Source organism: Streptomyces sp. NPDC059169 (genome assembly GCF_042755225.1).
In the GTDB taxonomy this organism is placed as follows: domain Bacteria; phylum Actinomycetota; class Actinomycetes; order Streptomycetales; family Streptomycetaceae; genus Streptomyces.
Map to the genome: position 1 here is coordinate 97,067 of NZ_JBHZCF010000009.1, position 24,305 is coordinate 121,371.

Here is a 24,305-nt window from a genome sequence, read left to right on the forward strand (position 1 = left end):
GATTCACGACGAAGACGTCGGATACCCAAGCGGCAGAATCCCCCTGTACACACAAAACCCCCGCGAATTATTGTGATCTCTTTGTGGAGCGTGCGGAGAAAGTGTGAAGTCGAGTCGATTCACACTTCCCGGTCACCCCTGCGGTCGCGCCCTCACGTACGGAATGGAATCCTCGAGTTGCACCGGCGGCTAAATAGTATCCGCCTCTTCACAGGCCAACAAACGCTCACCAAGTGACGATGATCACGGAATGCCCGGTGTCGGTCCCATCGGGCGACGAAGCCTTCAGAACCGTCAGTCGCGTTGTGCGGAAGGCCATTTGCGGACGGCCCCCGGCATGACCTCGCGGGCGGGAACGGCTCTTCGGGTCCTCTCGCCGTGCTCGGGCGCACGTAGCCCTCGGGCCGGCACGAGTGGCCCTTTCGGCCGTACGGACCTATGAGGGGACGTCCTCGCAGGAAAAGCCGGACGCCCTGGCTATCCTCGGGCAGCAGACCCTGATCCACGGCGACTTCGCGGCGGCCGGTGATGGCTACATACGTTCTGGTCCACGGGGCCATGCACGGCGGATGGTGCTGGCGGCACGTCCGTGACCTGCTGACGGAGCAGGGCCACCGGGTGTTCACACCGAGCCTCACCGGGCAGGCCGAGCACAAGCGCCGACTGACCCCCGAGGTCGGGGTGGACACCCACGTCGACGACCTGACGGACCTCCTCTGGTACGAGGACCTCACCGACGTCCACCTGGTCCTGCACAGCTACGCCGGCATCCTGGCGGGACCGGTCGCGGAACGGGCCGCCGGGAGGCTGGCGACGGTGGTCTTCCTCGGGGGCTTCGTGGTGCGACCGGGCGAATGCCTCCTGGACGTCGAACCGCCCGAGGCGGCGCAGCGCTACCGCGAGCAGGTCGAGCGGGATGGCAGCGGCTGGTACCTGCCCGCCGACGCGTCCTTCCTCGCCCGATGGGGCGTCCACGACGAGGGGTTGCGCTCATGGGCCGGCCCACGGCTCACCGACTTCCCGTTCCGCTGCCAGACCGACCCCGTGCACTTCGACCCGGCTCGCCTCGACGCACTGCGCAAGGTCTACGTGCGCCACACGGATCCGCTGCTGCCCAGCCTTGACCGGTCCCTGGACGCAGCGGTCTCAGGGGGGTGGGACATCCGCACCGTCGCGTCCGGTCACGACATGATGCTGGAGGCGCCGCACGCGACGGCACTCCTCCTCCGGGGACTCGTCCCGTCCTGAGCGGCACCGGAAAACCGCGAGTACCGACGGGCCCCCGTTCGCTACGCTGCGACAGCCGCGGCCCGGTCCTTCCGTCACCGTGCACGACGCGGCCCACCCGTCGCGGTCGCCGCGCACGGCACGGCCTCGCGACCCGGGTGAACACCGCCGCGGCAGTCCGACCTCGTGCCTCGCGCGGCAGCACCGCGGGCGCCGTACCGACGAACGGAGCATCCGGGGATGGCCCGACACCTGATCACCAGCGCGCTTCCCTACATCAACGGGATCAAGCACCTGGGCAACATGGTCGGGTCGATGCTCCCGGCGGACGTGTACTCCCGGTACCTCCGCCAGCGCGGTCACGACGTGCTCTACATCTGCGCCACCGACGAGCACGGCACCCCGGCCGAGCTGGCCGCCAAGGAAGCCGGGCTCTCCGTCGCCGAGTTCTGCGCGCAGGCGCATGACGCGCAGAAGGCCGTGTACGACGGCTTCGAGCTGTCCTTCGACTACTTCGGGCGTAGTTCCTCGCGGCAGAACGTGGAGATCACCCAGCACTTCGCGCTCAAGCTCGCCGAGAACGGCTTCATCGAGGAGCGTGCCGTCCGCCAGGTGTACTCACCGGTCGACGGCCGTTTCCTCCCGGACCGTTATGTGGAGGGCACCTGTCCGCACTGCGGTCACGACAAGGCCCGCGGTGACCAGTGCGAGAACTGCACCCGGGTGCTCGACCCGACCGACCTGATCGATCCGCGCTCCGCGATCAGCGGCTCCACGGAGATCGAGGTCCGCGAGACCAAGCATCTCTTCCTGCTGCAGTCCACGCTGCAGCCCGAGGTCGAGGCGTGGATCGACGCGGTCGGTGGCGAGTGGCCCCACCTGTCGTCGGCGATCGCCCGCAAGTGGCTGACCGAGGGCCTGCAAGACCGCGCGATCACGCGCGATCTGGACTGGGGTGTTCCGGTCCCCGCCGACACCTGGCCGGAGCTCGCGGCCGAGGGCAAGGTCTTCTACGTCTGGTTCGACGCCCCGATCGAGTACATCGGTGCGACGAAGGAGTGGGCGGACGCGGCCGCGGACGGCGAGAGGCGCGACTGGAAGTCGTGGTGGTACGGGGCCGACGACACCGTCCGATACACCCAGTTCATGGGGAAGGACAACGTCCCGTTCCACACGGTGATGTTCCCGGCCACCGAGCTCGGGGTGCGTGAGCCGTGGAAGAAGGTCGACGTCGTCAAGGGCTTCAACTGGCTGACGTATTACGGCGGCAAGTTCTCCACGTCCCAGAAGCGCGGTGTGTTCACGGGCCCGGCCCTGGAGATCCTGCCCGCCGACTACTGGCGCTATTTCCTGATCGCCAACGCCCCCGAGTCCGACGACTCCTCGTTCACCTGGGAGCACTTCACCGCCACGGTCAACAAGGACCTGGCCGACACCCTCGGCAACTTCGTCAACCGGGTCCTGTCCTTCTCCCGTAAGCGCTTCGGTGATGCCGTCCCGCCGGGTGGTACCCCCGGAGCGGCGGAGGAGAGGCTCGGCGTGGAGGTCTCTCACCTGCTGGCGGAGTACGAGGACCAGCTGGAGGCCCTCCAGTTCCGCAAGGCCGCGTCCGCTCTGCGCGCCCTGTGGTCGGCGGGCAACGCCTATCTGGAGGAGAAGGCCCCCTGGCTGGAGGTCAGGACCGACGCGGATGCCGCGGCACTGACCCTGCGCACCGCGTTGAACCTGATCCACGTGTACGGGGTGGTCTCCGAGCCGTTCATCCCGACGGCGTCCGCCGTGATGCGCGGCGCCTTCTCGTTGGAGGGGGACACGGCGACATGGGTGACCGCCGGCCGGGCGGAGCTCCTCGACGGCGTGCCCGCCGGTACGGCGTTCACCGTCCCTGCCGTGCTGTTCACGAAGGTCACGGAGGAGGACCTGGAGTCCTACCGCGCACGCTTCGGGGGCGCGGAAGACCACTGAGCGCGTCCCGTCGGGGTCGGGCAGGTCCGCCGCCCGGCACCGGACGAGCGCCGTTGCGGCCCTGGTGCGGTGCTGCGTACCCACGCCGCGCCTCGTCCGCTCGTCCCGACCAGGTCGCCGGCCGGACGGGAACACCAGACAGCACACGCATCGGCGAACCGCGCGCCGTTCCGCGAAGAGTTGTGTACGCCACGTTTCCGTCCAGGTTTGAACGCCCTTGTTCCACGGCCCGTTGACCCCGGTAACCGGTGACCCGTGCAAGTCGGGTCAGTGAGCGAGGTTCGCACATGCCACGGATGCTTCCGACAGACACCGAGCACGGTCCCCTGGCGGCAGACCGCCGCCGGGGGCGGCCTGCCGACCACGGTCCCCGCCCGCGTCCCACCCGCTGAGCGGCCCCATGGACTACTGCTCTCCTTGCCGGCGTCCCCTCAACGGGGCCGTGACGTGCCCCGAGTGCGGGGCGTACGACACCCAGATGGCCCCGGGCGTCCCGGCCACCGAGGCAACGTCGGCGGTCGGCACGACGGCTCCGGGGCCACCGTCGCCGGCGCCTTCGTTCGGCACGGCGGCCCATGAGCCCGTGTCGTCGGTGGTCTCGGCGCCGCACCCGCAGCCACCGCCGTCGCCGGCGGCCACGGCGGTGCCGGAAGTCCGCCTCGGTGACGGGCCGGTCCACGAACCCGCCGGCGTCTCCCTGGCCGCATCCCCTCCGACGGAGGTCTCCTCGGCCCGGCACGGCGCGCCGCGCCTGAAGAAGTACGGGGGCCGGACTCTGGCTGCGGCCGCCTTCGCCGTGCTCGGTGGCCTGGGCACCGCGGCACTGCTGCCCCAGAAGTCCATCGGCCTCCCGCAGGCTGCACCGACCCCGGAGCGGGCGACCCCCGACGAACCGGGGCACCGGACCACCACTCCCCCGAGTGCGTCGCCATCACCGGGACGTCCCGACACCCACCCGGGGAGGAGCAGCGTCCGGGATCCCGGCGGCGTGACGCCCCGGGCTCCCCGTTCACCGGCCACCGCCGGTGGAGCGCCGTCCTCCGCGAGTCCTTCGGCGGACGCGAGCACACCGCCCCCGACGGCGGCCGCGTCGTCCGGACCGACGGTCGCCCCATCCACGGGCCGCCCCAGCCCGTCGGTCTCGCCGACGGCGCTCCCCTCCGAGACCCCCACCGCCAGCGTCAGCGTCTCGCCGACGACGGGCCCCACACCGAGCACGACGGACACGCCGGTGCTCGGGCCGGCAAGAGGGCGGCCCGTCCGCTGAGCCTCTGTGGCGCCACGCGCTGCGCGCCGGCACATGACACGCCATCGGTCAACGACGGTGCACGGCCCCCAACCACGTTCCGTTGCACGCCTGTTGGCTGCATGCGACCTCCGGCGAGGCCCCAACGGGCGGCATGCGCGCCGACCCACGCCCGCCGAGCGACCGCCCCGGCCGCCGGAGGCCGCCGGCCCTCCGGCTCCCGCTGCGCACGGCTACAGCTCACGGGACACGCCCCATCCCGGAGGGACACCGCCCGCGAGGCGAGCGACACGGACGCGAAGACGACGGCTACGGGGGCCCCGGCAGACCGTGAACCCGATCGATTCCTGCCTGCTCACCGAGGTGCCACGGCCTCAGGTCCGTGATCAACCCGCGGGTAGGACCACCGGGGACGAGCTGCGGGAACAGCAGTTCGCCGCGCTCGTCGCCACGTACGGTCCGCACACCGATCCGGCGACGCCGATCTCCCGGGCAGCGGCGGGACGGTCCCCTTTCGGCTGGCGGCGAGGCTCAGCCCAACAGTGCCGGTGTGCGCCTCGGTCGGGAGGACGGTCATGAACGGACCTTCCGATCGGGAGCCGTCACGCTCCCGTCGCGGCGAACCTCTCGAGTTCGCGGATCCGCTGGTGAACCGGAGGGTGCGAGGCCATGAGGCGGTGGACGAGCTTCCCCTTGGCATGGTCGGAGTCGGCGCCCGCCGCCTGCCACTCGCTGAACACGGCGTGCAGAGCCGGGCCGTAGCCGAGTTGTGCGGCCATCCGGTCGGCGCGTAGCTCGGACGCACGTCCCGCCCACGCCAGGAGGTACGGCGTCACCAGCGCCACCAGGATCGGTGGGAAGGACAGTGCCACCGCTGCGACGAAGGCCACGAAGACCAGACCCACGAGGCAGCCGAGGAGCGGGAGTACCTGCGCGACGACCCCGACGATGCGGAGCACCGTCTTGGCGATGACCACGGCGCCCCTGCCCGGCAGGGCGTACCAGAGTCCGAGCAGACCGGCCCAGGCGTGTCCGCCGAGGTGGTGGCCGAGCTCGTGGGCCAGGACCGCCGTCAGCTTCTCCTTCGGGAGGTTCGCCAGAGCCCAGCGGGTGACACCCACCATGTGGCCGGCGGCGGCGAAGGCGTTGAGGTCCTCGGAGTCCTCGATCCACAGGTCGTACGTCCCCGCCGGGATCCCGGCACTGTGCGTCACGCGGTCCCACAGCGGACGGAGGGCGGCGAGCTCGGCGCCGGTGGGCTCACGCCACTTGAGCACGGACTTCGCGTAGAGCCGCTCCGCGGGACGGTAGAAGACGAGTGCGCCGGACGCCAGCCACGCCAGGATGAATACCGTGCCGATGCCCGTCGGCATCAGCTCGGAGAGCAGCCAGACCACCAGGAGGCTGCCGAGGAAGCTCGGCACCATCAGCAGCAGCGTGGTGACCGCCGTCGTGTCTGCCTTCCGGCCCACCTGCCGGGGGGCAGCATGACGGCCGGGAGCGGTCGGGGCGCCGGGCACCTGCTCGGCCACTGGGGGGTACGTCGGCGGCTGGCTCAAGGGCGCCGGCGGAACACCGCTGCCGAGGAGGTCCGGCTGCGGCGGCAGCGGGGGCGACTGCTGACCGGGGTGCTGCTGGGGCACGAATCCCGGCTGAGGCGCGAACGCAGGCTGCTGCGGGGGGACGGTGGGCTGTTGACCGTACGCCGGAGGCTGCTGCACGGATGCCCCCGGCTGCTGCGGGGTGAAGGAAGGAGGGGGCGGATTGACCCCGGGGTACTGCTGACCATAGCCGGGGTTCCCGGGAGCCACCTGCGGGGGCACACCCGGCTGCTGACCGTACCCGTACGCCACCTCCGGGAACACACCCGGCTGCTGACCGTACCCGTACGCCACCTCCGGAGACACACCCGGCTGCTGACCATAGCCGGGGTTCCCGGGAGCCACCTGCGGGGGCACACCCGGCTGCTGCGGCGGGAAGGGGGGCGGAGGCGCAGCCGGGGTACCCCCGGGGGGCTGCCCGTAGGCATCGGACTGTGTCGGCGGGGACGTCGGCGGGGATGGGTGTGGCTGTGCCTGCCCGCCGTTCGACGCATACGGATCGGTCGGGTGATTCACCAAGGTTCCCTTTCAGGGCCGCGGCGTCGCCGTCGGTGCGACCGGCCGCAGGTACGGGGGTCTCAGACGCACTACGCATGCAGAGGAAGGAAACAGGGGCCACATCCCCCCGTGTCCGCCCCGGCATCTGCAGCGCGTCCGGCCTGTGCAGCTCCCCTCATGGTTGTGCAACACAAACACCGTCGTCCACTTGTTCCGGAGGACGCATGCGCTTCAACACGGCTGTCTGTAAGCTCTTCTGATTGGGCATCAATACATTCCATCGATGGCCACGGACGGCCGGCACCCGAACGTTGATCGGGCCGCTTGCTCCGAGCCCGGCCGGCACAACGGCATCCCGTCCGGACATCCCCGTTCCGGCCCGACACCGGCGGTCCTCGCTTCCCTCCTCACGATCTCCCGTGCGATGTGACGTACGGGGCGGTGCGGTCCCTCGGGCTCCAACCGATCGGGAAGCACCACCCGGCCACGGTGTCGTCGCCCCCGTTCACCGGCCGAGGTCGGCCAACAGGTCGTCGAGTACCGTCTCCTCCTCGATGCGCACGCCGAGTTCGATGAGGGCCTCGGACAGGTCCGGGTCCCACCCTGCGGTGGTCGGCGAGCCGGCCAGGGGCGGGGCCAGGGGGACGGAGGCGGCCGCGGCGCGGTAGTCCGCGGCCGTGTAGCGCCAGGGGTGCCAGGGGACGCGGCGCAGCAGGCCGGAGGCGATGCGCAATCCACCCCAGTCGAAGTCGCCGTGGTAGCGCAGCGTGCTTCCGAGGGTGTGCAGGTGGCGCAGCAGGGTGAGGGCAGCGGCGGAGGGCTGGCCCTGAAGACACACCAGGGGCGGGCAGGCGTCGCCCAAGGTGTCGGCGGCGGTGGCCAGGACGGCCGGGTTCTCGCACACGTGGACGACGGCGGGTGCGGTGCGCGGCGGGTGCCGGGTGAGCTGGCGCAGCGTGAGGACGGCTGGTTCACCCGCGTCCGCCGCCCAGTCCGGAGCGGAGGTGCCGCGCAGGCCCGAGGCGAGGACGGTTGAGGACAGCGCGTCCTTGAGGAGCCCGGCCGCGGCCCACGCCTCGCGGCGCCACTCCGCGCCGCTGCCGTCCGGGAAGCCGGTCAGGGCACGGGCCCCGGACAGGACGAGGGTGGCGAGAGGGGTGCCGTCGTCGAGGGCGTGGGAGTCGCCGAAAGCGTAGGCCGAGAAGGCGGGCAGGGACACGGCGGACTCGGTCGGAAGCCTCCGCAGAGCCTCGGCCGTGTCGCACAGCAGGCTCTTCGCCGCCTGGGGGGTGCGGGCGAGCCGGCGCACGAGCCCGTCCGCGCGCAACCGGTCGGCCCAGTGGGCCAGTTCGGGCCTGTGGGTGCGGATGAACTCGTCGAGCGGAGCGTACGCGTCCCGCCAGGCACGCTCCTCCCGCTCGCGTACGTCGGCGAGCCGGGCGACGGGTCCTGTGAGGGCGGTGACGGCGGCGCCCAGGCCGTCGGGGCTGACGCCGGAGCGGCGCAGGACGGCGTCCACGGCATCGAGACGGACGTTCAGCGCCCGTCCGGCACCCGGCGCGCGGCCCAGCAGCCGTTCCGCGGCTGCCCGCTGCGCGGCGGTGGGAGCGGTCAGGGCCACCGGTCCGGTGAGGGGTTCGTCCCGCGCCATGCGGCGGCGTACGCGGTCGACCAACCAGGCGAGGTCGGGCTCGCCGAGCAGCCGGGCCAGGCGGTCGCGGTCGACGGTTGCGGCGGGTTGCCGGTGGGTGTCGGCGTACTCGCTCATGTCCACAGGGCACCCTGGGTTTCGACCGCCGCCGGCATGGCCGGCGGGCCGGACTGTGGGGGAACGGCCGCCGTCAGGTGGTCCGGTTCACTGCTCCTGACCCGTGCGGCGCCGTCCCACTCCCAACGGGTCACCAGGACCGCCGGGATCTCGTCGACGCGGGAGAGCTGCGCGATGGCGATGCCGGGGACCTGTGGGTAGCAGGCCCACTCGCGTTCGGACGTCATCACCACGTCCAGGTCGAAGGCGTGCAGCAAGCCGAGGCACTTGGCGCGGGAGTCGTCGTCGACCCCGGCGAACGCCTCGTCCAGGGTGACCAGCCGCGGGGCGTGCGGGGCGGCCGTGGCGTAGTGGGAAGAGGCCGCGGCGAACAACGGCACGCTCACGGCGAGGACCCGCTCGCCGCCGGAGGCCGGCCCGGTGGCGGGAACCCACTTGCCGTGCTGGTGACGTTCGATGCCGAACTCGTGCCAGGCGCGGTAGTCGAGGGCCGCGGTGAGCAACTCCAGCCAGCTGCCCGCGGTGTCGTCAGCCTGCCGACGGGCGATCTCGGCCTGCAGGAACTCCCCGACCGCTGCGCGGTCCTCGGCCGTCCAGGCGTCGGCGGATTGGCGCAGCCGGTCGCGGGCCTGCGCGAGACCGGCCGGCGCCTTGCGCGAGGGGCGCCAGACGAGCCGTAGTCTCATGCCGGTGGAGGTGGGCCGCTCCCGCAGTTCGGCGTTCATGGCCTGTACTTGGCGCTCGGCGGCCCCGATCAGCTCCTGGAGGGTGCCGGCGACCTCGGTGAGCAGGTGGGTTTCGAGGATCTCCCGCTCATGCGCGGACAGGATGCGGGTCAGCTCGGCGACTTCCGCGGCGAGGGCCTCGGCGAGGTCGGGTACGGCCCGGGTACGGCCCCGGTAGGCGATCTCAACGACCATGCCGTGCTCGGTCATCCGGGCCGATGCGCTGTGGCCGCCTCGGGAGAGCGCGTCCTGGAGTTTCTTGTACTCCTCGCTGAGCCGCTTCTGCACGCGCTCCCAGGCGCCGTCGGAGTCGTCGGCGCCGGACAGGTCGCTCTCGATCGCGCGGGCGAGGGCGACGGCGGGGGTGACGGCCCAGGCTCCGGTGTCCGCGGGCGGTACGGCCGTCTCGGGCAGGGCAACGGCCAACAGTCCAGTGGCCGTGAAGCGCTGGAGTGCGGCGATGGCCTCGGCACGGGTCGCGGTGGCCTCGCGGACGTCCACGTCCAGGCGCTCGATGTGCCCGAGCGCCAGATGGGCGCGCCGGTCGGCGGCCGTGTGCTCCTCACGGGCCCGACGCTCCCCGCGGTCGCACGCGGCGAGCGCGTCGGCGGTGTCGGCGAGGCGCCGATCCAGCTCGGCCACGGCGGCGCCGACGGTGGACCGCAGGGTGGCGTGGCGTTCGTCGGCGGCTGCCGCGCGTCGAGCCGCCGCTTCGGCACGCATCGCCAGTTCCGCCGCCCGCTCCCCGCTCCGTCCGGCTTCCGCGTGCTCGTCGGCCCGGGCGCGTTCGGCGTCGGCGCGCTCGCGCAGCACGGGCCACAGGCCGGCCAGGACGGCGGTGTGATCGGCCAGGGCCTGGCGGACGAGGGCCAGCTCCGCCCGGCCCGCGGGCAGGTTCACCGCGGCAGCGGTGTCGGCGAGTTCGGTGGCGGCCCCGGCCTCCTTCCGGGACACCTCGGCGAGTTCGGCGGCGCGTTCTCCACAGCGGGCCCGGGCCCGGTGAGCCGCGTCCGAGGCCGCGGCGGCGAGGGCGTGCGCGTGGCGCAGGCCGGCGTCGTCGGGGATGCCGGCCAGTTCGGCGTCCAGGGTGCTGCGTTGCTCGGCGACCGCGGCGTGTTCGGCGTCGAGGCGAGCCATGTCCTCGATGTAGGAGGCCCGTTCGCCGTGCAGGGCGGCGATCCGGGACCGGCGGGTCTCCTCACGGGCGCCCTCACCCACGTACTCGGCGGTCGGCTTCGACCAACTGCCGGTCAGCGCACCGACGCGGAAGCGACCGTCGACGCTCACCCAGGTGTCGCCGCCGGAGCCGAGGCCCACACTGGCGAGAAGACGGACGACGGCCTGCTCGCCCACCGCCGCCTGGGGGGCGCCGCGGCCAGCGGCCGGGCAGAGCACGTCGGCGAGCGTGCTGCCGGTCAGTGGGCCGGCGGGCGACAGCAGGACCTCGTGCCCGTCCGCGCGCAGGGCCGTGCCGTCCGGGCACACCCATGCGTCCAGGAGGCCGGACGCCTCCAACGCGGCTTCCAGGCCGGCCCTTTCACCCGGCGCGACGTGGTCGTGGAAGTCGACGAGCCGCCACAGCGGCGCGCCCGGCATCTGCTCGCGTAGGCCGGGGGTACGGGTGTGGGGCGCCGCCGGCCTGCGTTGACCGCCCGCCTCCAGCTCGACCAGCTCCCGCTCGACCTCGGTCCGCCGGGCCTCAAGGCCGGCCAGTTCCTGCCCGAAGGCGGCTGCCCGGTCGGCGAGTTGTGCAGCTCGCGCGCGATGAGCCCGACCGGCTTCCTCCCGTGCGGGGTAAGGGCCTTGGCAGTGGGTCGCCCAGTCCTGGAGGGCGTCGAGCAGCCCGGTGGGATCGGGAACGGCGAGTTCCTCGCAGGCGTCCAGGTGGGCCCGCACGCGGGCGACGAGGTCCGTTCCCGTCTCCTCGGCGGCTTCCTCCGCCTCTGCCTGTCGCTGTGCGGTGTGGCCGGCCTCGGCCTCGGCCTCGTCCAACCGGCGCGCGGCGGCGCGCCGCTCGGCGGCGGCCCGGTCGGCGCGGTCGGCCAGCTCCTCCACGTGCTCGATGGTGCGACGCCTACGGGCCACCGACTCCGCTGCGGCACTGCGGAGTTCGGCCTCCGGAGCGCCCTCGGTCCGGGGACCACCGTCGAGGCGCGCCGCCGCTGCCGTGTCCCCGGCACGGGTGGCCGTGTCCCGGGCACGCCCCTCGGCTGCGGCGAGGCGCCGCTCGGACGAGGCAAGGCGCCCGAGGGCCCGGTTGTGCACCTGGACCGCGTCCTGGCGGTCGGCCTCGGCGCGCTCCAGCTCCTCGGCGGTGCGGCGCGCCTCGGTCGCCGCCTGCTCCAGCTCCCGGGCACTGCGCATCTCGGGGCCCTCGCGCAGCGCGGCCTGCTGCGCCTTCAGCCGTGTGGCGGTCTCCTCCAGCTCCGCGATCCGCCCGGCCGCAGCCTCCCGGTCCGTTTCCGCCTGTTCCCGCTCGGCCCGGGCCTGGGTCAGGTCGCGGTGCAGCTGCTCGTAGCGGGCGTGTTCGCTGCGCGGCAACCGGGCGCGGCGGCGGGCGGCGACGCGTGCGTAGCGCCGGTAGTGGCCCAGGAAGGCGGTGGCGGCCCGCTCGGCCTCGCTCGCCGCCCGCAGTTCTTCCTTCTCCTCGTCGAGCGAGCGGAACGCGTCGGCCACGTCGGCGATCACGGCGTGGTCCATCGGCGGCAGCGCCTCGGTCAGCGCGCGGGACAGGGCGGCCTCGTTGGGCCGTTTCGACAGTTGCGGCTGGCGCAGCTGGATGAGCAGGTCGACCAGGGCCGCGTAGCGTCGCTCACCGAGGCCGAACAGCGCCTCGTCGACCGCGCGGCGGTACGTCTTGGCCGTGTCGTACACCATGCCGTGCCCGGCGACCGCCTCCGCGAGACGGTCCCGCGACAGGGCGGTCCCGGTCGCGTCGAGGAGGCTCAGGTCCTGACCGATGCGCTGGTCGGTCACCGCGTACCAGTGTCGGGCGATGCCGCGGCCCGCCACCGCCTTGAGCCCGCAGGCGAGGGTACGGAAGTGGGCGCGCCCGGTGCTCTCCTCGACGTGGCCGAATTCGATCCAGGTGTAGCCGAGCCGTTCGGGGTGCGGGTGGTCCCCGCCGAGCAGCAGGTTCCACTCCATGCGCTTGCCGGGATCGGCGTCCGGCTCAACCCGGCGCGGTGACAGGTCGCCGTCCAGCAGGAACGGGAGCGTGAGGGCGAGCACCTTGGACTTGCCGGTGCCGTTGTTGCCGCGCAGCAACAGGCGACCGTCGCGGAACCAGAACTCCTCGGTGTCGTAGTAGAAGAGGTCGACCAGGCCGATGCGCAGCGGCCGCCACCGGCCGGGCACGGGGTGGGGCAGGGCCGTCACGGTTGCTGTGCCTTTCGCTGGGAGGTGCGGACCGCGGTTTCCACGACGACGGGCCCGCCGACCGCGTACCGGGCGAGCGCGGGTAGTGCGGTCACGCCGCCGGGCGTGCGTCGCACGAGGGCGAGCGCGGTCAGTTTGGCCAGGGCCTGTTCGACCAGTTCCCCCTCCGTACCTGGCTGCTTGGCGCTCTTGGACCAGAACGCACCGTGGACGGCGACCAGTTCCCTTACGCGGTGCTCCAGTTCGCCCCGGCCGACCTCGCCGCCCGCGGCGGCGAGGTGCTCGGCGAGCAGCAGGGTGACGTGGCCGCGGGTGCCCTGTTCGGGCATGCGCACGTCGGTGAGGTCGTCATGGGGGTCGACCATCGCGATGCCCTCGGCCCGCACTTCGGGCACCAGGCCGGTCAGTTCGCCGACGCGTGCGGTGAGGAAGGCGCGCTGGCGGGTGAGGTAGACCAGCTCCTCGTCGGTCAGCTCGTCGTAGTACAACACCGGGTCGTCGAGGAGTCGGCGGGTGAGCTTCTGGCGGATCGCGCGGAAGCGCAGCTCGTCGCTGTCCAGTGCGCTCTCCGCGGTGAGTGCGTCCAGCCGCTCCTCGAAGCCGTCCGCGACGATCAGCGACGGGCCGTGGCGGGCGGCCAGCAGCCCGGCCAGGACGCGGCGCTCCACGTCGTACAGCACGTCTCCCGCCCCGCTGACGTAGGCGTCCTCGTCCCCGGCTACCCGGCGCAGTACCCCGTACCGCAGCAGAAGACGTACGACGGCGGCGAGGTCCAGGCGCTCCTCCCGCCGTTCCAGGGTGAACTCGACTCCGGAGGCGATGAGTTGCGGATCGGTGGCGTCCAGCACCACCTGTTCGGCAAGGCGGCCGAGCGCGATCTGGGCCTCCCCGCGTTCCAGCGCGGCCAACGCCAGGCACAGCAGCACGTAGCGGCGGCGGGTGAACGGCATGCCGGCGCGGGACGCCTCGCGCGCCGGGTGGGTGGTGTCGGCCGGGGCGCCGGGTGTCTTGCGCAACCGGGCGGACTCCGCATCCACCCGCAGGGACCATCCGGTGTTGCGGTCGAACCACTCGCGCAGCTCGGCTGCGTACCGGCGCACCAGGCGGTAGGCGTCGGCGCTCGGGCCGCGGGCGAGCAGCAGGGGCTCCTTCAGCAGGGCACGGGCGGCCTTGTGGAACTCGGCGGTGCGCCGACTGTCCAGCACCTCGCCCAGGGATGTGGTCATCGCGCCTCCCGCTCGGGGGTGCCCTGCGTGAGGTCGGTCATCTCCACCGTGTGATCGGGCCCCCGGAACACTCCGCCCGGCGTGCGAACCTCGGCCGTCGTCCCGTCGTCGAGGGCGGTGAGGCGGATTTCCATCGTGCCGTCGTTACTGGTCGCCACCGTCGTGGTGGTGCCGGGCCGCCAGGTGGCCAGGGCGTCGCCGAGCAGCCGGAGGAACAGGCCGAAGGCGACCGGGTCCAGCTCGCCCAGTGCGGACAGGCGGGTGCTGCCGTCCGTCGCCACCCGGGCGCGGGCGGCCGCGATCTCCTCGGCCTGTTTCGCGGCGAGCTCGGCCAACAGCCGCCGCTGCTCCGACCGGTCCTGCACCCTGCGGGGCTTGCCGCGCCGCTCATAGCTCCCGGTACGCCGCAACTGCGGGCTGATCCGCAGCGGTTGGGCCTCGGCCCAGCGGGTGGAGGGGGCCACCGGGCGCACCGTGCGTTCGGCGAGGGTGTCGGCGTCGACCGTGAGGTGACGGGCGGGGTAGAGGCCGAAGGCGGCGCGCCAGAGCCGGTGCCGGGCCTCGTCGTCAGGGGCTTCGGCGAACCAGCGGGCCAGGGTGCGGAAGTCCGCGGACCGGTCCGAACGACCCGCCCGCCGCTCATTCAACTGTCTGACAACCGAGAGGAGTTGGGGAATCGCCCCGAGTGCGCGTCCACGCAGCAGGCGGGCCTGGGACTCACGGCCGTCCGCCGACACGAACCAGGCGGCCAGCCCGGCCCAGCGCCCCGCCCACCGCTCGTACGCCTGCACCCCGGCCGTATCGGCCTCGTCCGGAGCGGCATCGGCGGCCTCCCGCGCGGCTGCCAGCCGCAGCAGCACGCCCACCCGGCCCTGATCCTCCAGCTCCCCGATGAGCAGGGCGATCCGTCCACCGAGAGTGATCAGGTCCTGGATGAACCGTTCCAGGTACTGGATCAGTCGGTCCTTGTACGCGAGGAAGACCTCCACCTCGACGCCGTGCAGATCGATGGTGCGTTGCAGCGACCCCATGAACGCCCGCGCGTTCTCGGCCAGCGCCTCGAACCGGCTGGTCAGCGCGGACAGCGCCAGGTGGGCCTTGGCCGCGTCCGGTTCCTCTTCCACGGCGAGCACGAGCAGCGCCCGCAGGTGCGTGACGATGTCGTGCAGCGCCACTGCCTGGAGTGCTCCACGCCGCCCCAGTGCCTCGTCGTACACGGACAGCGCCTGCTCGGTGGCCTCGCCGGCCTGGGTGAGCTGGTAGATGAAGCGTCTGCGGTAGAAGTCCTCGACCGCGGTGACCCGGGAGGTGTCCGGATCCGCTCGGAGATTTCCCCAGCCGACGAGGCTGTGCAGCGCCTTGGCGGCCCCCTCCGGGCCGACGCGGCGGTGCTCCGGCGGAAGTGCGGCGTGCACGTCCTCGGGCCGCAGATGAACCGCGAACCGCTCCTTGGCCGCCAGGAACACGCGCATCACCTGGCGGTAGAGGGCGGCGTTGGGTGCCGCGAGGTGGGCGAAGGGGGCGTACGAGATCTCCGTGGAGGGCTCCGCGGAGGCGGCGGCCTCGGCGGGGCCGACGCGGTCCGGTTCTGCAGGGCGTGACGTCATCGCCCCGACATTCTTCCCTATGGGGCCGCTACGGCGGCAATCCCGGTCGCATCCTTGGGAGTCAGCGCGCGTAGGCGTGCCGAACAAGCCACGCGCGACCTGGATAGACGGGGACCGTGAACCCTCCGGACGGAGACGGCTTGGAGCGTGGTCGTCTACGGCACCAGGGAACCGCCGGCCGACCACGCCTCCGAGCTGCCGACCCGTTGGTCCGTCACGACCGCGCAGGAGCAGGACGCGGAAGTCCCGGGCGAACCGTCAACCCGGCGGCCCCAGCCGGGCGGCGAGCCGGCTGCCGTACCGCCGGACGCTCAGCGGGCCGTGAGGCGTTCCCAGTTGCGGTGCGCGATGTCGGCCTTCTGCTCGTCGGTGAAGGGGGCATCCTCCAGGAAGGACCGGGCGACGCCGGCACTGGTGTCCACGAAGGGGAATCCGGCAGGGCGGAACCCGTAGGTGAAGGGGTAGTCGGTCGAGTACAGCATCCGTTCGGTTCCCACTACTTCGGCCGTCCAGCGGAGGTAGCGGGGACTGACGGTGCCGCTACCGGCGACCCAGAAATTCCGCGTGAAGTAGTCGGCGAGCGGGCGGGCCAGGCCGCCGGCGTCGGCGAAGAACCCGGTGTGGTCGAGGTAGAAGAGCACGACCTCGCCCCAGTGGCCGGCGATCACCTGGAGGTCGGGGAACCGGTCGAACACGCCGGAGAAGATCATCCGCAGGTACTGCACACCCAGGTCGTAGTACCAGCCGATCGCAGGCCCCGCCAGGGCGGTCCCGATGGGGCCGATGTTCGAGTAGTAGGCGTCCACCACCGCCTGCACGGGCATCTGAGGGTGGAAGTGGAGGGGGACCCGCAGTCGCTCCGCCGCGGCGTACAACTCGTCGTACCCGGGGTCGTCGGCGAGTTTGGATCCGGTGCGCCCGTAGAGCATGGCGCCGGGGAAGCCCAGCTCGGTGACGGCCCGCTCCAACTCCGCGGCCGCGGCCGCGGGCCACTGCGTCGGAATCGCCGCGAACGCCTGGAACCGGTCGGGATTGCCGGCCACGATCTCCGCGAGCTGGTCGTTGGTGTCGCGGGCCACGGCGACCGCGTCCGAGTCGGGCAGATTCTGCACCCCCGGCGCCGAGATCGACAGCACCGCCACGTCTATTCCCTGGTCGTCCATGTGCGCGAGCCGCGTCTCCGCGGTGTCGCGCAGCCGCCGGGCGACGGGGCTGTCGCCGAACCCCAGGTTCGGAAGCTCCGGCGCCCCGGCCCGCGACCACGCATCCATGATCACGGGCACCGCGACGTGCTCTTCCAGTGCAACGATCCGCAGTCGGTCGGACATACAACACCCCTCAAAGTTCGATACCAATGGAAACATCAACACCGTACCATTGATATTAACGATGGAATCGACATTGCGGTATCATCGATACATGCCGTCACACGCAAAGAGCGGGAGCAGCGCCACCGACGCTGCGACCGTCGACCGCCAACAGACCCGGCAGCGGGTCGTCGAGGCCGCCATCGACCTGCTGAACCGCGGGGGCCGCGAGGCAGTCACCACCCGCGCCGTCGCCGAAGCAGCGGGACTGCAGCCACCGGCCCTCTACCGACTGTTCGGCGACAAGGACGGACTGCTCGACGCGGTGGCCGAGCACGGCTTCACCGCGTTCCTCGCCACCAAGCACATCGACCCCGACCCGCGGGACCTCATCGAGGACCTGAGAGACGGCTGGGACGTCGCGGTCGAATTCGGCCTCGCCAATCCCGCGCTGTACACGCTGATGTACAGCGAACCCGCGAGGGCGACCTCGCCCGCCTTCAAGGCCGGCCTGGAGATCCTCATGAGCCGTGTCCGGCGCCTGGCCGCCGGCGGCTGGCTCCGCGTCGACGAGGAGCTCGCAGCCCAGGTCATCCACGCCACGGGCCGCGGGGCGGTGCTCACCTGGCTGTCCCTGCCCGAGGCCCAGCGCAACCCGGCTCTCCTGACCGTCATGCGCGAATCCATGGTCACCGCCGTCACCCACGAGAAACCCGTCGTGCAGGACGCGGGCCCGGCAGGTGCCGCCCGCGCGTTGCACGCCGCACTGCCCGAACAGACCACCCTCAGCAGCGCGGAGCAGCACCTCCTGAAGGAGTGGCTGAACCGCCTTGCCACCGGTGATCGAGTACGCCCGACACGCGCCGGCGATGAGGCCCCGTAAGGCGAGCCCAGCCTGCCACGCAGGGAAGCGCCGGGCCGCCGGAACGCCGATCGGGGGCACACCTGGGGCGGCGTCCTCCCACCGTGGCGGCGGGGGTGTCACTGGGTTCGCTGATCGTGCAGTCGGAGGCGCGCGGCCGTGACCGGCGGCCGGGTCGAGGAACTCTGTTCGGGAAACTGCCGAGTTGGCCGGGCATCCGTGACCAACGAAGCACCGACCGGCCTGCCCGAGCAGACGAACGATCCCACGGTGCCGTCACCGGCACGTCGCACGCCACCAGGCCGAGTGGCTCCCGTGCTCACCGCGCCACACGGCCTTCGTCGTCGCTCCCCCACAAACCACCCGGGCGGTCGCGACCGGTCCCGACCGGTCGCGACGCCGACCGGACGGGACCCACCGAGCAGCCACTCCCGCCGCTTCCGGCGCCCTCAACTCCCCGGCTGCCGCCTGCGGTAGTCCGCGGCCGGCAGCCCGCCGATGCCCCAGTCCTCCAGCTCGACCTCGTCGATGACCACGAACGTCGTGGCCGGGCTCTTGTCGAGCACCCTCACCAGCAGATCGGTCACGCCCGCGATGATCTCGGCCTTCTGCCCGGCAGTGGCACCCTCTCGCGTGATCCTCACGTTCACGTACGGCATGGCAACTCAGTCCTCCCCCTCGACCGTTTCGAAGTGGAAGACCTTCGAGACGATCTGCCACCGCCCCTCGGCCCGCACCAGCGTCAGGAAGTCCCAGTAACGCTTCCCTCCCATCGAGCTCTCCACCCGCGCCAGCGCCGTCACCGGCCCGGCGAATTCGACCGACACGATGCGGTCACGACGCGCCTCACCCCGTTCGACCGGTGGTTCGCGGCGGCTGACCACCCGGAAGTACTCGTCCATGGTCAGCCGCAGAAGCTCGCCCTCGCCCCCGCCCTCTGTCCCGGTGACGTAGACGCCACCGGGGTGGAAGACGCGACCGAGCACGTCCGTGTCCCCGTGGTGGAGGCCGTCGAACAACAGCCCGAGCACGTTCTCCACGTCTCGCCGGGCACTCATCAGGAGCGCCCCGTCACATGACCGCCGTCCACGCGCAGGGCGTGTCCGGTGACGAACCCGGCGCCCGCGAGGTACACGACCGCGTCCGCGACCTCGGAGGTGTCGCCCACACGGTTCAGCAGCGCGAGCCCGCCGAAGGCGTCCACGTCCACGCCTTCGTGCAGCGGGGTCCGGATCACCCCGGGCGCCACCAGATTGACGCGGATCCCGTCCGCCGCGAGTTCGGCGGCAAGGCTCGTGGTGAGCGTGTGCACCCCGCCCTTGCTGGTCACCGGGGCCGACGCGGGGAAGCCGGCGATGGCGTGGTCGACCAAGACCGTGCCGATGTTGACGATGCTTCCGCCGCGCCCCTGCTCCCGCATCCGGCGCACCACGGCTTGGGTGGTCAGGTAGGTCCCCTTGAGGTTGCCCGTCAGGTACCCGTCCAGTTCTTCCTCCGTCACATCGGTGAACGGCTTCGGGGCGAAGGTGCCCGCGTTGTTCACGAGGACGTCCACGCCCCCGAACCGCTCCACGGCAGCCCGTACCAGTCCCTCACCCGTCGCCGCGTCCCCGATGCTGCCCGCTACCCGTGCGACCCGATCGCCGTGTCCGAGCTGCGCGGCGGCCTTCTCGAGGCGACCCTCGTCCCGGCCGTTGATCACGACACTGGCACCCTGGGCCAGCAAGGCCCGGGCGATCCCCAGCCCGATTCCGCTCGATGCCCCGGTGACCACCGCGGTGGTGTTCGTCAACACGCCAACCACTCCTGATTCGCTGTCATCCATAGTCGCTGTCGTTCATCCCGACACGTCGAACCTAGAAGCGGCAGATCGATAACACCACGTCGAAATTTGAAGCCTGCAATAATCCACAGTTATGACTGTGGATCTGCGCGATCTCGAACTTCTCGCCGCGACGGCGGACGCCGGCTCGCTCACCGCAGCGGCGGAACGCCTCTACGTCAGCCAGCCGGCACTCAGTCAGCGCCTCACCCGCCTCGAGGACCGGCTCGGCATGCCGCTCTTCGACCGCACGGGCCGCAGGCTCGTCCCGAACGCCGCAGGTCGACGCATGCTGGTGGCGGCCCATCAGGTCCTGGACGAGCTGCGTTCGGCGACCCGAGACCTCCAGGAGATGCGTGACGGCCGCGACCGCCGGGTGCGCTTCACCGCGCAGTGCAGCACCACCTTCCAGTGGCTGCCGCCGGTCATCCGCGCCTTCCGCGAGCGGCACCCGGAGGCCGAGGTCCGGATCGAATCCGTCCCCGACGACGCTCCGGTCCCCGCGCTGCTCGCCGACCGTGTGGACGTCGCTCTGGTCACCAAGCCGGACCGGGAGATGGACCGGATCAGCCTGACCCGCCTCTTCGACGACGAGATGGTGGCAGTGGTCCCGTCGGACCACCCTTGGGCCGCACGCCCCCACCTCACGGCGAAGGACTTCACGGACGCCCACCTGATCCTCTACGACGCCTACGACCAGGCCAGGATCCCCTCGATCCCGCTGCCCCTGCCACCGCAGGCCCGGCCTGCCCGCATCACCACCATGCCCGTGATCACGGACCTGGTCATCGAGATGGTCGCCGGCGGACAGGGGGCGACGATCCTCCCCAACTGGGTCGCCGCGCCCTACACGAACTCCCACGGCCTCGCACTGATCCAGATCGGCGCCACCCCCATGGCCCGCACCTGGTACCTGGGCACCCGCCAAGGTCCCCGCACACCCCACCTGCAGGCGTTCGTCCACGAGCTGACCACCCATCTGACGCGCTCGTAGCCGAGCCTCCGTCTCCGCCACGACCGGTCCGCCCGCTCGCCGACGTCCCGGGGCGCGCACCGCGGCGGTTCCCCGCAGCGGGACGGCTGAGCGTTCCGGCTCCGACGCGGGAACGCAGACGGCCGGCACGGGGGCTTGGCCCGCTCCCGCCCCTCGCAGTCCGGCGGTTTCGCCCGCGGAAGGTCGCCCCCGCCGAACGTCGAGGGGTGGCTTCCTCAACGGGGGCACATGGCCAGGGCAACCGGTCGACGAGACGCTGGGACATCCTTCGGAGACAGAGGGATATTCACCGGCTCGTTCGATCTCCCTAGGGTCGAATACATCGAGAAGCGGCCGGTCACCCCCGCCGCGATCACCAGTCGAGCCCCCAGGAGAACCCACCATGCGCGCAGTCATCCAGGACACCTTCGGCGGACCCGAAGTCCTGAGGACCGTCGACACCGACCGCCCCACCCCCCTCGGCGCCGAAGTGCTGATTCGCGTCCACGCCAGTGGCGTCAACCCGGTGGACGCAGCCGTCCGCTCGGGGGCACTCCCGCTCCTCGGCCAACCGCCCTTCGGTGTCGGGTGGGACATCTCCGGTGTCGTCGAGGAAGTGGGACCGGGCGCACGCTTCAAGCCCGGTGACGAGGTCTACGGCATGCCGTTCTTCCCCCGCGCCGCGACCGGATACGCGGAGTACGTCGCCGCACCCTCCCGCCAGGTCGCCCGCAAGCCGGCCGGCCTCGACCACGTCCACGCCGCCGCCCTGCCCCTCGCCGGTCTGACGGCATGGCAGGGCCTGGTCGACGCCGCTCGGGTGGACACCGGGCAGCGGGTGCTGATCCACCGCGCTGCCGGCGGTGTCGGCCACCTCGCCGTACAGATCGCCAAGGCCCGGGGCGCCCACGTGATCGCCCTCGCGAGCGAGCCCAGGCACGACTTCGTACGCGCCCTCGGTGCCGACGAGGTTCTCGACTACCGCACCACCGACTACGTCGAGGCGGTATCGGAGGTGGACGTCGTCTTCGACTCCAACTCCCAGGGCACCCGATCCCTCGACGTCCTGCGCCCCGGCGGCACCCTCGTCAGCATCATGGAGCACTGGAACCAGGAGCTCGCCGCCCGGATCGAGGCCGCGGGGCGCCGCTTCGCCGGCGTCTCCGTCGAGCCCGACTACGCGTCCCTGGAGGCCATCGCCGCCCTCGTCGCCTCCGGTAGCCTCCGGCCGCACGTCACCGAGACGTTCCCCCTCGCTGACGCCGCCAAGGCCCATGAACTGGTCGAATCGGGTCGCGTCCAGGGCAAGGTCGTCCTGACCATAGGCTGAGGCCCGACGGATCCGGAGGGGCGGGGAATGGTGGACGTACTGACGGAGGCCCTGGGCTCGATGAGGACCGGAGTCCCCACCTCCGTGCGTACCGAGGGCCGCGCCCCCTGGGGCCTGCGGTTGCCCTCGGTCGCCGGCGCCGGGTTCCACGTCGTCCTGCACGGGACGTGCTGGCTGATCCCCCTGGACGACGCGCCCCACCTGGGGCGTCTCGCCCTCGGCCCCGGCGACGTGGTCTTCCTGCGCGACGGCCGGGGGCACATCCTCGCCGACCACCCCTCCACTCCTGCCGAGGAGGAGAACCCCGACCGGTTCCGGCCCGACGGCCCCATCGGTACCGTCACCCTCGGCGGCGACGGCCCCCGCACCAGCCTCCTGTGCGGCAACTACCACCTCGACCAAGGCCGCCCCCACCCGCTGATGCACCAACTCCCCGAGGTCATCCACCTCTCCACCGGGCACGGCCGCCACCCCGAACTCAGCGCGGCGGTCGGACTCCTCGCCACCGAACTGGAGAACCCCCGCATCGGCTCGACCGGCATCGTCCCCGCGCTGATCGACTCGCTGCTCCTGTACATCCTGCGCGCCTGGCTCGAAGCCCAGCCCGCGGCCACGGCCACGGGCTGGGCGGCGGCCCTCAGGGACCGCGCCGTCGCCCCGGCCCTCGCCGCCATCCACGATGACCCCGCCGCTCGGTGGACCGTCGACGCCCTGGCGGCACGCGCAGGGCTGTCCCGTGCCGCCTTCGCCCGCCGCTTCACCACGCTGGTCGGCGAACCGCCCATGGCCTACCTCACGAGATGGCGCATGACCACTGCCGCCCAGCTCCTGCGCGAATCAGAAGCGCCGCTCACCACCGTGGCCGCGCGCACCGGATACGGCTCCGAATACGCTCTGGCGAAGGCCTTCAAACGCGAGTACGGCCAGGCCCCGGGCGGCTACCGCCGCCAGGCCCGCGCGGCGTAGGCCACCCGCACCAGCGCTCAGGCACCCCCGCCACCCGGGGCACCCAACGCGCCCCCTCGCACGGGAACACGCAGCAGCAAGACGTCGCCACGGCCCCGAGGACGCTCCGGACCACCGACGTGGTCCCACCCGGTGTCGGGCACGACCGCACCCTGGCACGTGGGACCGCCGGCCCTCCCCGCAAGGCTGAACATCACTGGTCACCGGAACGGCACAGTGCTGTCATGGGTAGGGAGGAAGACGGCCTGGACGAGCACGGCAGGACCGCGGAGGCCGGAGCGCCACATCGTCCGGTCGGCTGTCCCTCCGCGGCTGCCCCGTCGCACAGCGGAGGAGGACGATGCCATGCTGCACCGCCGCACGGTCGGTGACGTGATGACCGAGGAGGTCGTCACCCTTCGCCCCAACACACCGATCCAGGAGGTCGCAGGCCTGCTGGACGCGAACGACATCGTCGCGGTCCCGGTCGTCGACGACGACGGCGCCCCCATCGGCGTCGTGTCCGCGTCCGACGTGCTGCGGCACGAAGCCGGCATGCCCGATCCGCAGGGGCAGCACGGGAACGACGAGCGCGCCTGGGGCAAGGCACGGGCCCGGACCGCGGGCGCGCTCATGAGCAGCCCCGTCTTCACCGCCCGCGCCGATTGGACGATCCCCCGGGCCGCGCGGGAACTCCGCAGGCGACGCATCAAGCAACTGCCAGTGGTCGGCGACGACGGGCTCCTCACCGGCATCGTCAGCCGCAGCGACCTGCTCGACGCCTTCATCCGCTCCGACGTCGAGGTCCGCAGCGAGGTCGAGCAGGACGTCCTGGGACGCATCCTCGGCCTGGACGAAGGCACCGTCGCGGTCGAGGTTCACGACGGGGTCGTCACCCTGCGCGGCAACGTTCCGGAACCGCGCCTCGTGGCAGTGGTCGTGGGACTCTGCCAGGGCGTCGACGGCGTCGTAGCCGTGGACGCCCACCTCGAGGACCAGCTGGACCCCTGACCTGTGAGACCTGTGCCCTGTGATCTGTGCTCTGTGACCTGTGCACACCTCAGCCACGGGCAAGCGTGGCAGCGAATGCCGGAAGCGTGGGACAGGTGTTGCTGTCGGCCGCCGCCCGGGGCCAGTTGCTCGTGCCGGGCCGTCGGGTTCGGCGCTCCCCCGTCGGTGCCCGCTCGATGAGCACCTCGGTGGCGCCCTTGCCGCGGGTGCGAGGGGTTCGGCGCAGTGGAGGAATCCAGCGGCCCTGCAGCCAGGTCACCGCTGCCTCGGACGGTGAGCGGCCAGCCGCTGCCGCGCCTCGGTGTAGGCGTCCGCATCGATCTCACCGGAGGCGAAGCGGCGGTCGAGGATCTCTTCCGGAGTTTCCTTCTGCGGCCACCTCTGCTCGGGGCCGTTCCCGTGGCCGGTCGGGTGGTGGGTGAAGCGTACGACCGCCCACACGACGAAACCGATCAGGACGATCCACAGAAGCGGCATGAAGGCCATCCAGGCCCAGCCACCGTCCCAGTACATCATTTCTCCCCACCTCCGGAGAGCTCGAATTTCGGGGAGACCCAGATCTCCACACTGCTCCGGCCCCGCGCACGGCACAAGTGGACGCGTGGTCACGTGGTGTGGTGTCCATGTTCTTGACGGAACCGGGTGCACGCCTGGGGACCGCCTGCGGGTCCCCTAGCAGGACGTCCCCGCCACTCACCTGCTTCGGCCTGCTCACGCGACCGGGTGCGGAAGCGCATCCGGTGGCTTCTTGCCTTCCCTTCGCTCGTCCCGCCGCAGCGCATGGCGCTCTGGTTCCGGGCGGTCCCGGAACAGG

The 24,305-nt window shown here is 72.0% G+C and carries 18 protein-coding genes; 7 read left to right on the top strand and 11 right to left on the bottom strand.

The window, feature by feature from the left end:
• The first annotated feature begins 528 nt into the window (after positions 1-528).
• Positions 529-1,248 carry an alpha/beta fold hydrolase gene (locus ACFXOM_RS18520; RefSeq protein WP_384932192.1) on the top strand — a complete coding sequence of 240 codons (720 nt, stop codon included), beginning with the start codon at positions 529-531 and terminating at the stop codon, positions 1,246-1,248.
• A 219-nt stretch (positions 1,249-1,467) separates the two neighbouring features.
• On the top strand, positions 1,468-3,192 hold the full coding sequence (metG, locus tag ACFXOM_RS18525) for a methionine--tRNA ligase (RefSeq protein ID WP_385038473.1): 1,725 nt from the start codon (positions 1,468-1,470) through the stop codon (positions 3,190-3,192).
• Between the two features lie 405 nt (positions 3,193-3,597).
• Here metG and ACFXOM_RS18530 read toward each other — a convergent pair whose 3' ends face one another.
• The 7 genes from ACFXOM_RS18530 to ACFXOM_RS18560 all read right to left on the bottom strand — a co-directional run bounded on the left by ACFXOM_RS18530 (position 3,598) and on the right by ACFXOM_RS18560 (position 16,569).
• Positions 3,598-4,419 (bottom strand): hypothetical protein, encoded by an 822-nt coding sequence (locus tag ACFXOM_RS18530; protein ID WP_384932198.1) that lies wholly within the window; start codon positions 4,417-4,419, stop codon positions 3,598-3,600.
• A gap of 621 nt (positions 4,420-5,040) precedes the next feature.
• Complete coding sequence (locus tag ACFXOM_RS18535; RefSeq protein WP_385038476.1) at positions 5,041-6,345, bottom strand: M48 family metalloprotease; 1,305 nt, start codon at positions 6,343-6,345, stop codon at positions 5,041-5,043.
• 697 nt (positions 6,346-7,042) lie between these two features.
• Complete coding sequence (locus tag ACFXOM_RS18540) at positions 7,043-8,305, bottom strand: TIGR02679 family protein (protein ID WP_384932204.1); 1,263 nt, start codon at positions 8,303-8,305, stop codon at positions 7,043-7,045.
• Entirely contained in the window at positions 8,302-12,408 is a 4,107-nt protein-coding gene (locus tag ACFXOM_RS18545; protein ID WP_385038479.1) for a TIGR02680 family protein, read from the bottom strand. Before ACFXOM_RS18545 ends, ACFXOM_RS18540 begins: the two co-directional genes overlap by 4 nt.
• Positions 12,405-13,634: a TIGR02678 family protein gene (locus tag ACFXOM_RS18550; protein ID WP_385038482.1), complete on the bottom strand. Its 1,230-nt coding sequence runs from the start codon at positions 13,632-13,634 to the stop codon at positions 12,405-12,407. Before ACFXOM_RS18550 ends, ACFXOM_RS18545 begins: the two co-directional genes overlap by 4 nt.
• Complete coding sequence (locus ACFXOM_RS18555; protein ID WP_384932212.1) at positions 13,631-15,241, bottom strand: TIGR02677 family protein; 1,611 nt, start codon at positions 15,239-15,241, stop codon at positions 13,631-13,633. The genes ACFXOM_RS18550 and ACFXOM_RS18555 overlap by 4 nt, the downstream gene beginning before the upstream one ends.
• A 311-nt stretch (positions 15,242-15,552) precedes the next feature.
• On the bottom strand, positions 15,553-16,569 hold the full coding sequence (locus ACFXOM_RS18560) for an amidohydrolase family protein (RefSeq protein WP_384932215.1): 1,017 nt from the start codon (positions 16,567-16,569) through the stop codon (positions 15,553-15,555).
• Positions 16,570-16,660: 91 nt separating this feature from the next.
• On the opposite strand from ACFXOM_RS18560, the gene ACFXOM_RS18565 reads away from it, so the two are divergent.
• On the top strand, positions 16,661-17,431 hold the full coding sequence (locus ACFXOM_RS18565) for a TetR/AcrR family transcriptional regulator (RefSeq protein WP_384932218.1): 771 nt from the start codon (positions 16,661-16,663) through the stop codon (positions 17,429-17,431).
• Positions 17,432-17,859: 428 nt separating this feature from the next.
• Here ACFXOM_RS18565 and ACFXOM_RS18570 read toward each other — a convergent pair whose 3' ends face one another.
• Genes ACFXOM_RS18570 through ACFXOM_RS18580 form a run of 3 tightly spaced genes read right to left on the bottom strand, consistent with a single transcriptional unit; the run spans position 17,860 to position 19,205 of the window.
• Complete coding sequence (locus ACFXOM_RS18570; RefSeq protein WP_384932221.1) at positions 17,860-18,069, bottom strand: 4-oxalocrotonate tautomerase family protein; 210 nt, start codon at positions 18,067-18,069, stop codon at positions 17,860-17,862.
• 6 nt (positions 18,070-18,075) lie between these two features.
• The gene (locus tag ACFXOM_RS18575) at positions 18,076-18,468 is read right to left on the bottom strand and encodes a nuclear transport factor 2 family protein (protein WP_384932224.1); all 393 of its coding nucleotides are present in this window, start codon (positions 18,466-18,468) and stop codon (positions 18,076-18,078) included.
• Positions 18,468-19,205, bottom strand: coding sequence for an SDR family NAD(P)-dependent oxidoreductase (locus ACFXOM_RS18580; protein WP_384946207.1), 738 nt, complete (start codon positions 19,203-19,205; stop codon positions 18,468-18,470). Before ACFXOM_RS18580 ends, ACFXOM_RS18575 begins: the two co-directional genes overlap by 1 nt.
• Before the next feature lie 121 nt (positions 19,206-19,326).
• On the opposite strand from ACFXOM_RS18580, the gene ACFXOM_RS18585 reads away from it, so the two are divergent.
• The 4 genes from ACFXOM_RS18585 to ACFXOM_RS18600 all read left to right on the top strand — a co-directional run bounded on the left by ACFXOM_RS18585 (position 19,327) and on the right by ACFXOM_RS18600 (position 23,491).
• A complete protein-coding gene (locus tag ACFXOM_RS18585; protein WP_384932229.1) occupies positions 19,327-20,226 on the top strand; it encodes a LysR family transcriptional regulator in 900 nt (299 codons plus the stop codon).
• Between the two features lie 382 nt (positions 20,227-20,608).
• A complete protein-coding gene (locus tag ACFXOM_RS18590; protein ID WP_384932232.1) occupies positions 20,609-21,535 on the top strand; it encodes an NADP-dependent oxidoreductase in 927 nt (308 codons plus the stop codon).
• 27 nt (positions 21,536-21,562) lie between these two features.
• On the top strand, positions 21,563-22,501 hold the full coding sequence (locus tag ACFXOM_RS18595; protein ID WP_384932234.1) for a cupin domain-containing protein: 939 nt from the start codon (positions 21,563-21,565) through the stop codon (positions 22,499-22,501).
• Between the two features lie 345 nt (positions 22,502-22,846).
• On the top strand, positions 22,847-23,491 hold the full coding sequence (locus tag ACFXOM_RS18600; protein ID WP_384932237.1) for a CBS domain-containing protein: 645 nt from the start codon (positions 22,847-22,849) through the stop codon (positions 23,489-23,491).
• A 255-nt stretch (positions 23,492-23,746) separates the two neighbouring features.
• Here the strand turns inward: ACFXOM_RS18600 and ACFXOM_RS18605 are convergent, their stop codons facing one another.
• On the bottom strand, positions 23,747-24,007 hold the full coding sequence (locus ACFXOM_RS18605) for an SHOCT domain-containing protein (protein WP_384932240.1): 261 nt from the start codon (positions 24,005-24,007) through the stop codon (positions 23,747-23,749).
• Between the last annotated feature and the right edge of the window lie 298 nt (positions 24,008-24,305).

Bases quoted from the DNA above. Each gene is read 5' to 3' on its own strand.
- ACFXOM_RS18520 (WP_384932192.1), top strand. From the start codon at position 529: ATGGCTACATACGTTCTGGTCCACGGGGCCATGCACGGCGGATGGTGC.
- ACFXOM_RS18585 (WP_384932229.1), top strand. From the start codon at position 19,327: ATGACTGTGGATCTGCGCGATCTCGAACTTCTCGCCGCGACGGCGGAC.
- ACFXOM_RS18595 (WP_384932234.1), top strand. From the start codon at position 21,563: ATGGTGGACGTACTGACGGAGGCCCTGGGCTCGATGAGGACCGGAGTC.
- ACFXOM_RS18575 (WP_384932224.1), bottom strand. From the start codon at position 18,468: ATGAGTGCCCGGCGAGACGTGGAGAACGTGCTCGGGCTGTTGTTCGAC.
- ACFXOM_RS18550 (WP_385038482.1), bottom strand. From the start codon at position 13,634: ATGACCACATCCCTGGGCGAGGTGCTGGACAGTCGGCGCACCGCCGAG.
- metG (WP_385038473.1), top strand. From the start codon at position 1,468: ATGGCCCGACACCTGATCACCAGCGCGCTTCCCTACATCAACGGGATC.
- ACFXOM_RS18555 (WP_384932212.1), bottom strand. From the start codon at position 15,241: ATGACGTCACGCCCTGCAGAACCGGACCGCGTCGGCCCCGCCGAGGCC.
- ACFXOM_RS18565 (WP_384932218.1), top strand. From the start codon at position 16,661: ATGCCGTCACACGCAAAGAGCGGGAGCAGCGCCACCGACGCTGCGACC.
- ACFXOM_RS18590 (WP_384932232.1), top strand. From the start codon at position 20,609: ATGCGCGCAGTCATCCAGGACACCTTCGGCGGACCCGAAGTCCTGAGG.
- ACFXOM_RS18570 (WP_384932221.1), bottom strand. From the start codon at position 18,069: ATGCCGTACGTGAACGTGAGGATCACGCGAGAGGGTGCCACTGCCGGG.
- ACFXOM_RS18540 (WP_384932204.1), bottom strand. From the start codon at position 8,305: ATGAGCGAGTACGCCGACACCCACCGGCAACCCGCCGCAACCGTCGAC.
- ACFXOM_RS18600 (WP_384932237.1), top strand. From the start codon at position 22,847: ATGCTGCACCGCCGCACGGTCGGTGACGTGATGACCGAGGAGGTCGTC.
- ACFXOM_RS18605 (WP_384932240.1), bottom strand. From the start codon at position 24,007: ATGATGTACTGGGACGGTGGCTGGGCCTGGATGGCCTTCATGCCGCTT.
- ACFXOM_RS18560 (WP_384932215.1), bottom strand. From the start codon at position 16,569: ATGTCCGACCGACTGCGGATCGTTGCACTGGAAGAGCACGTCGCGGTG.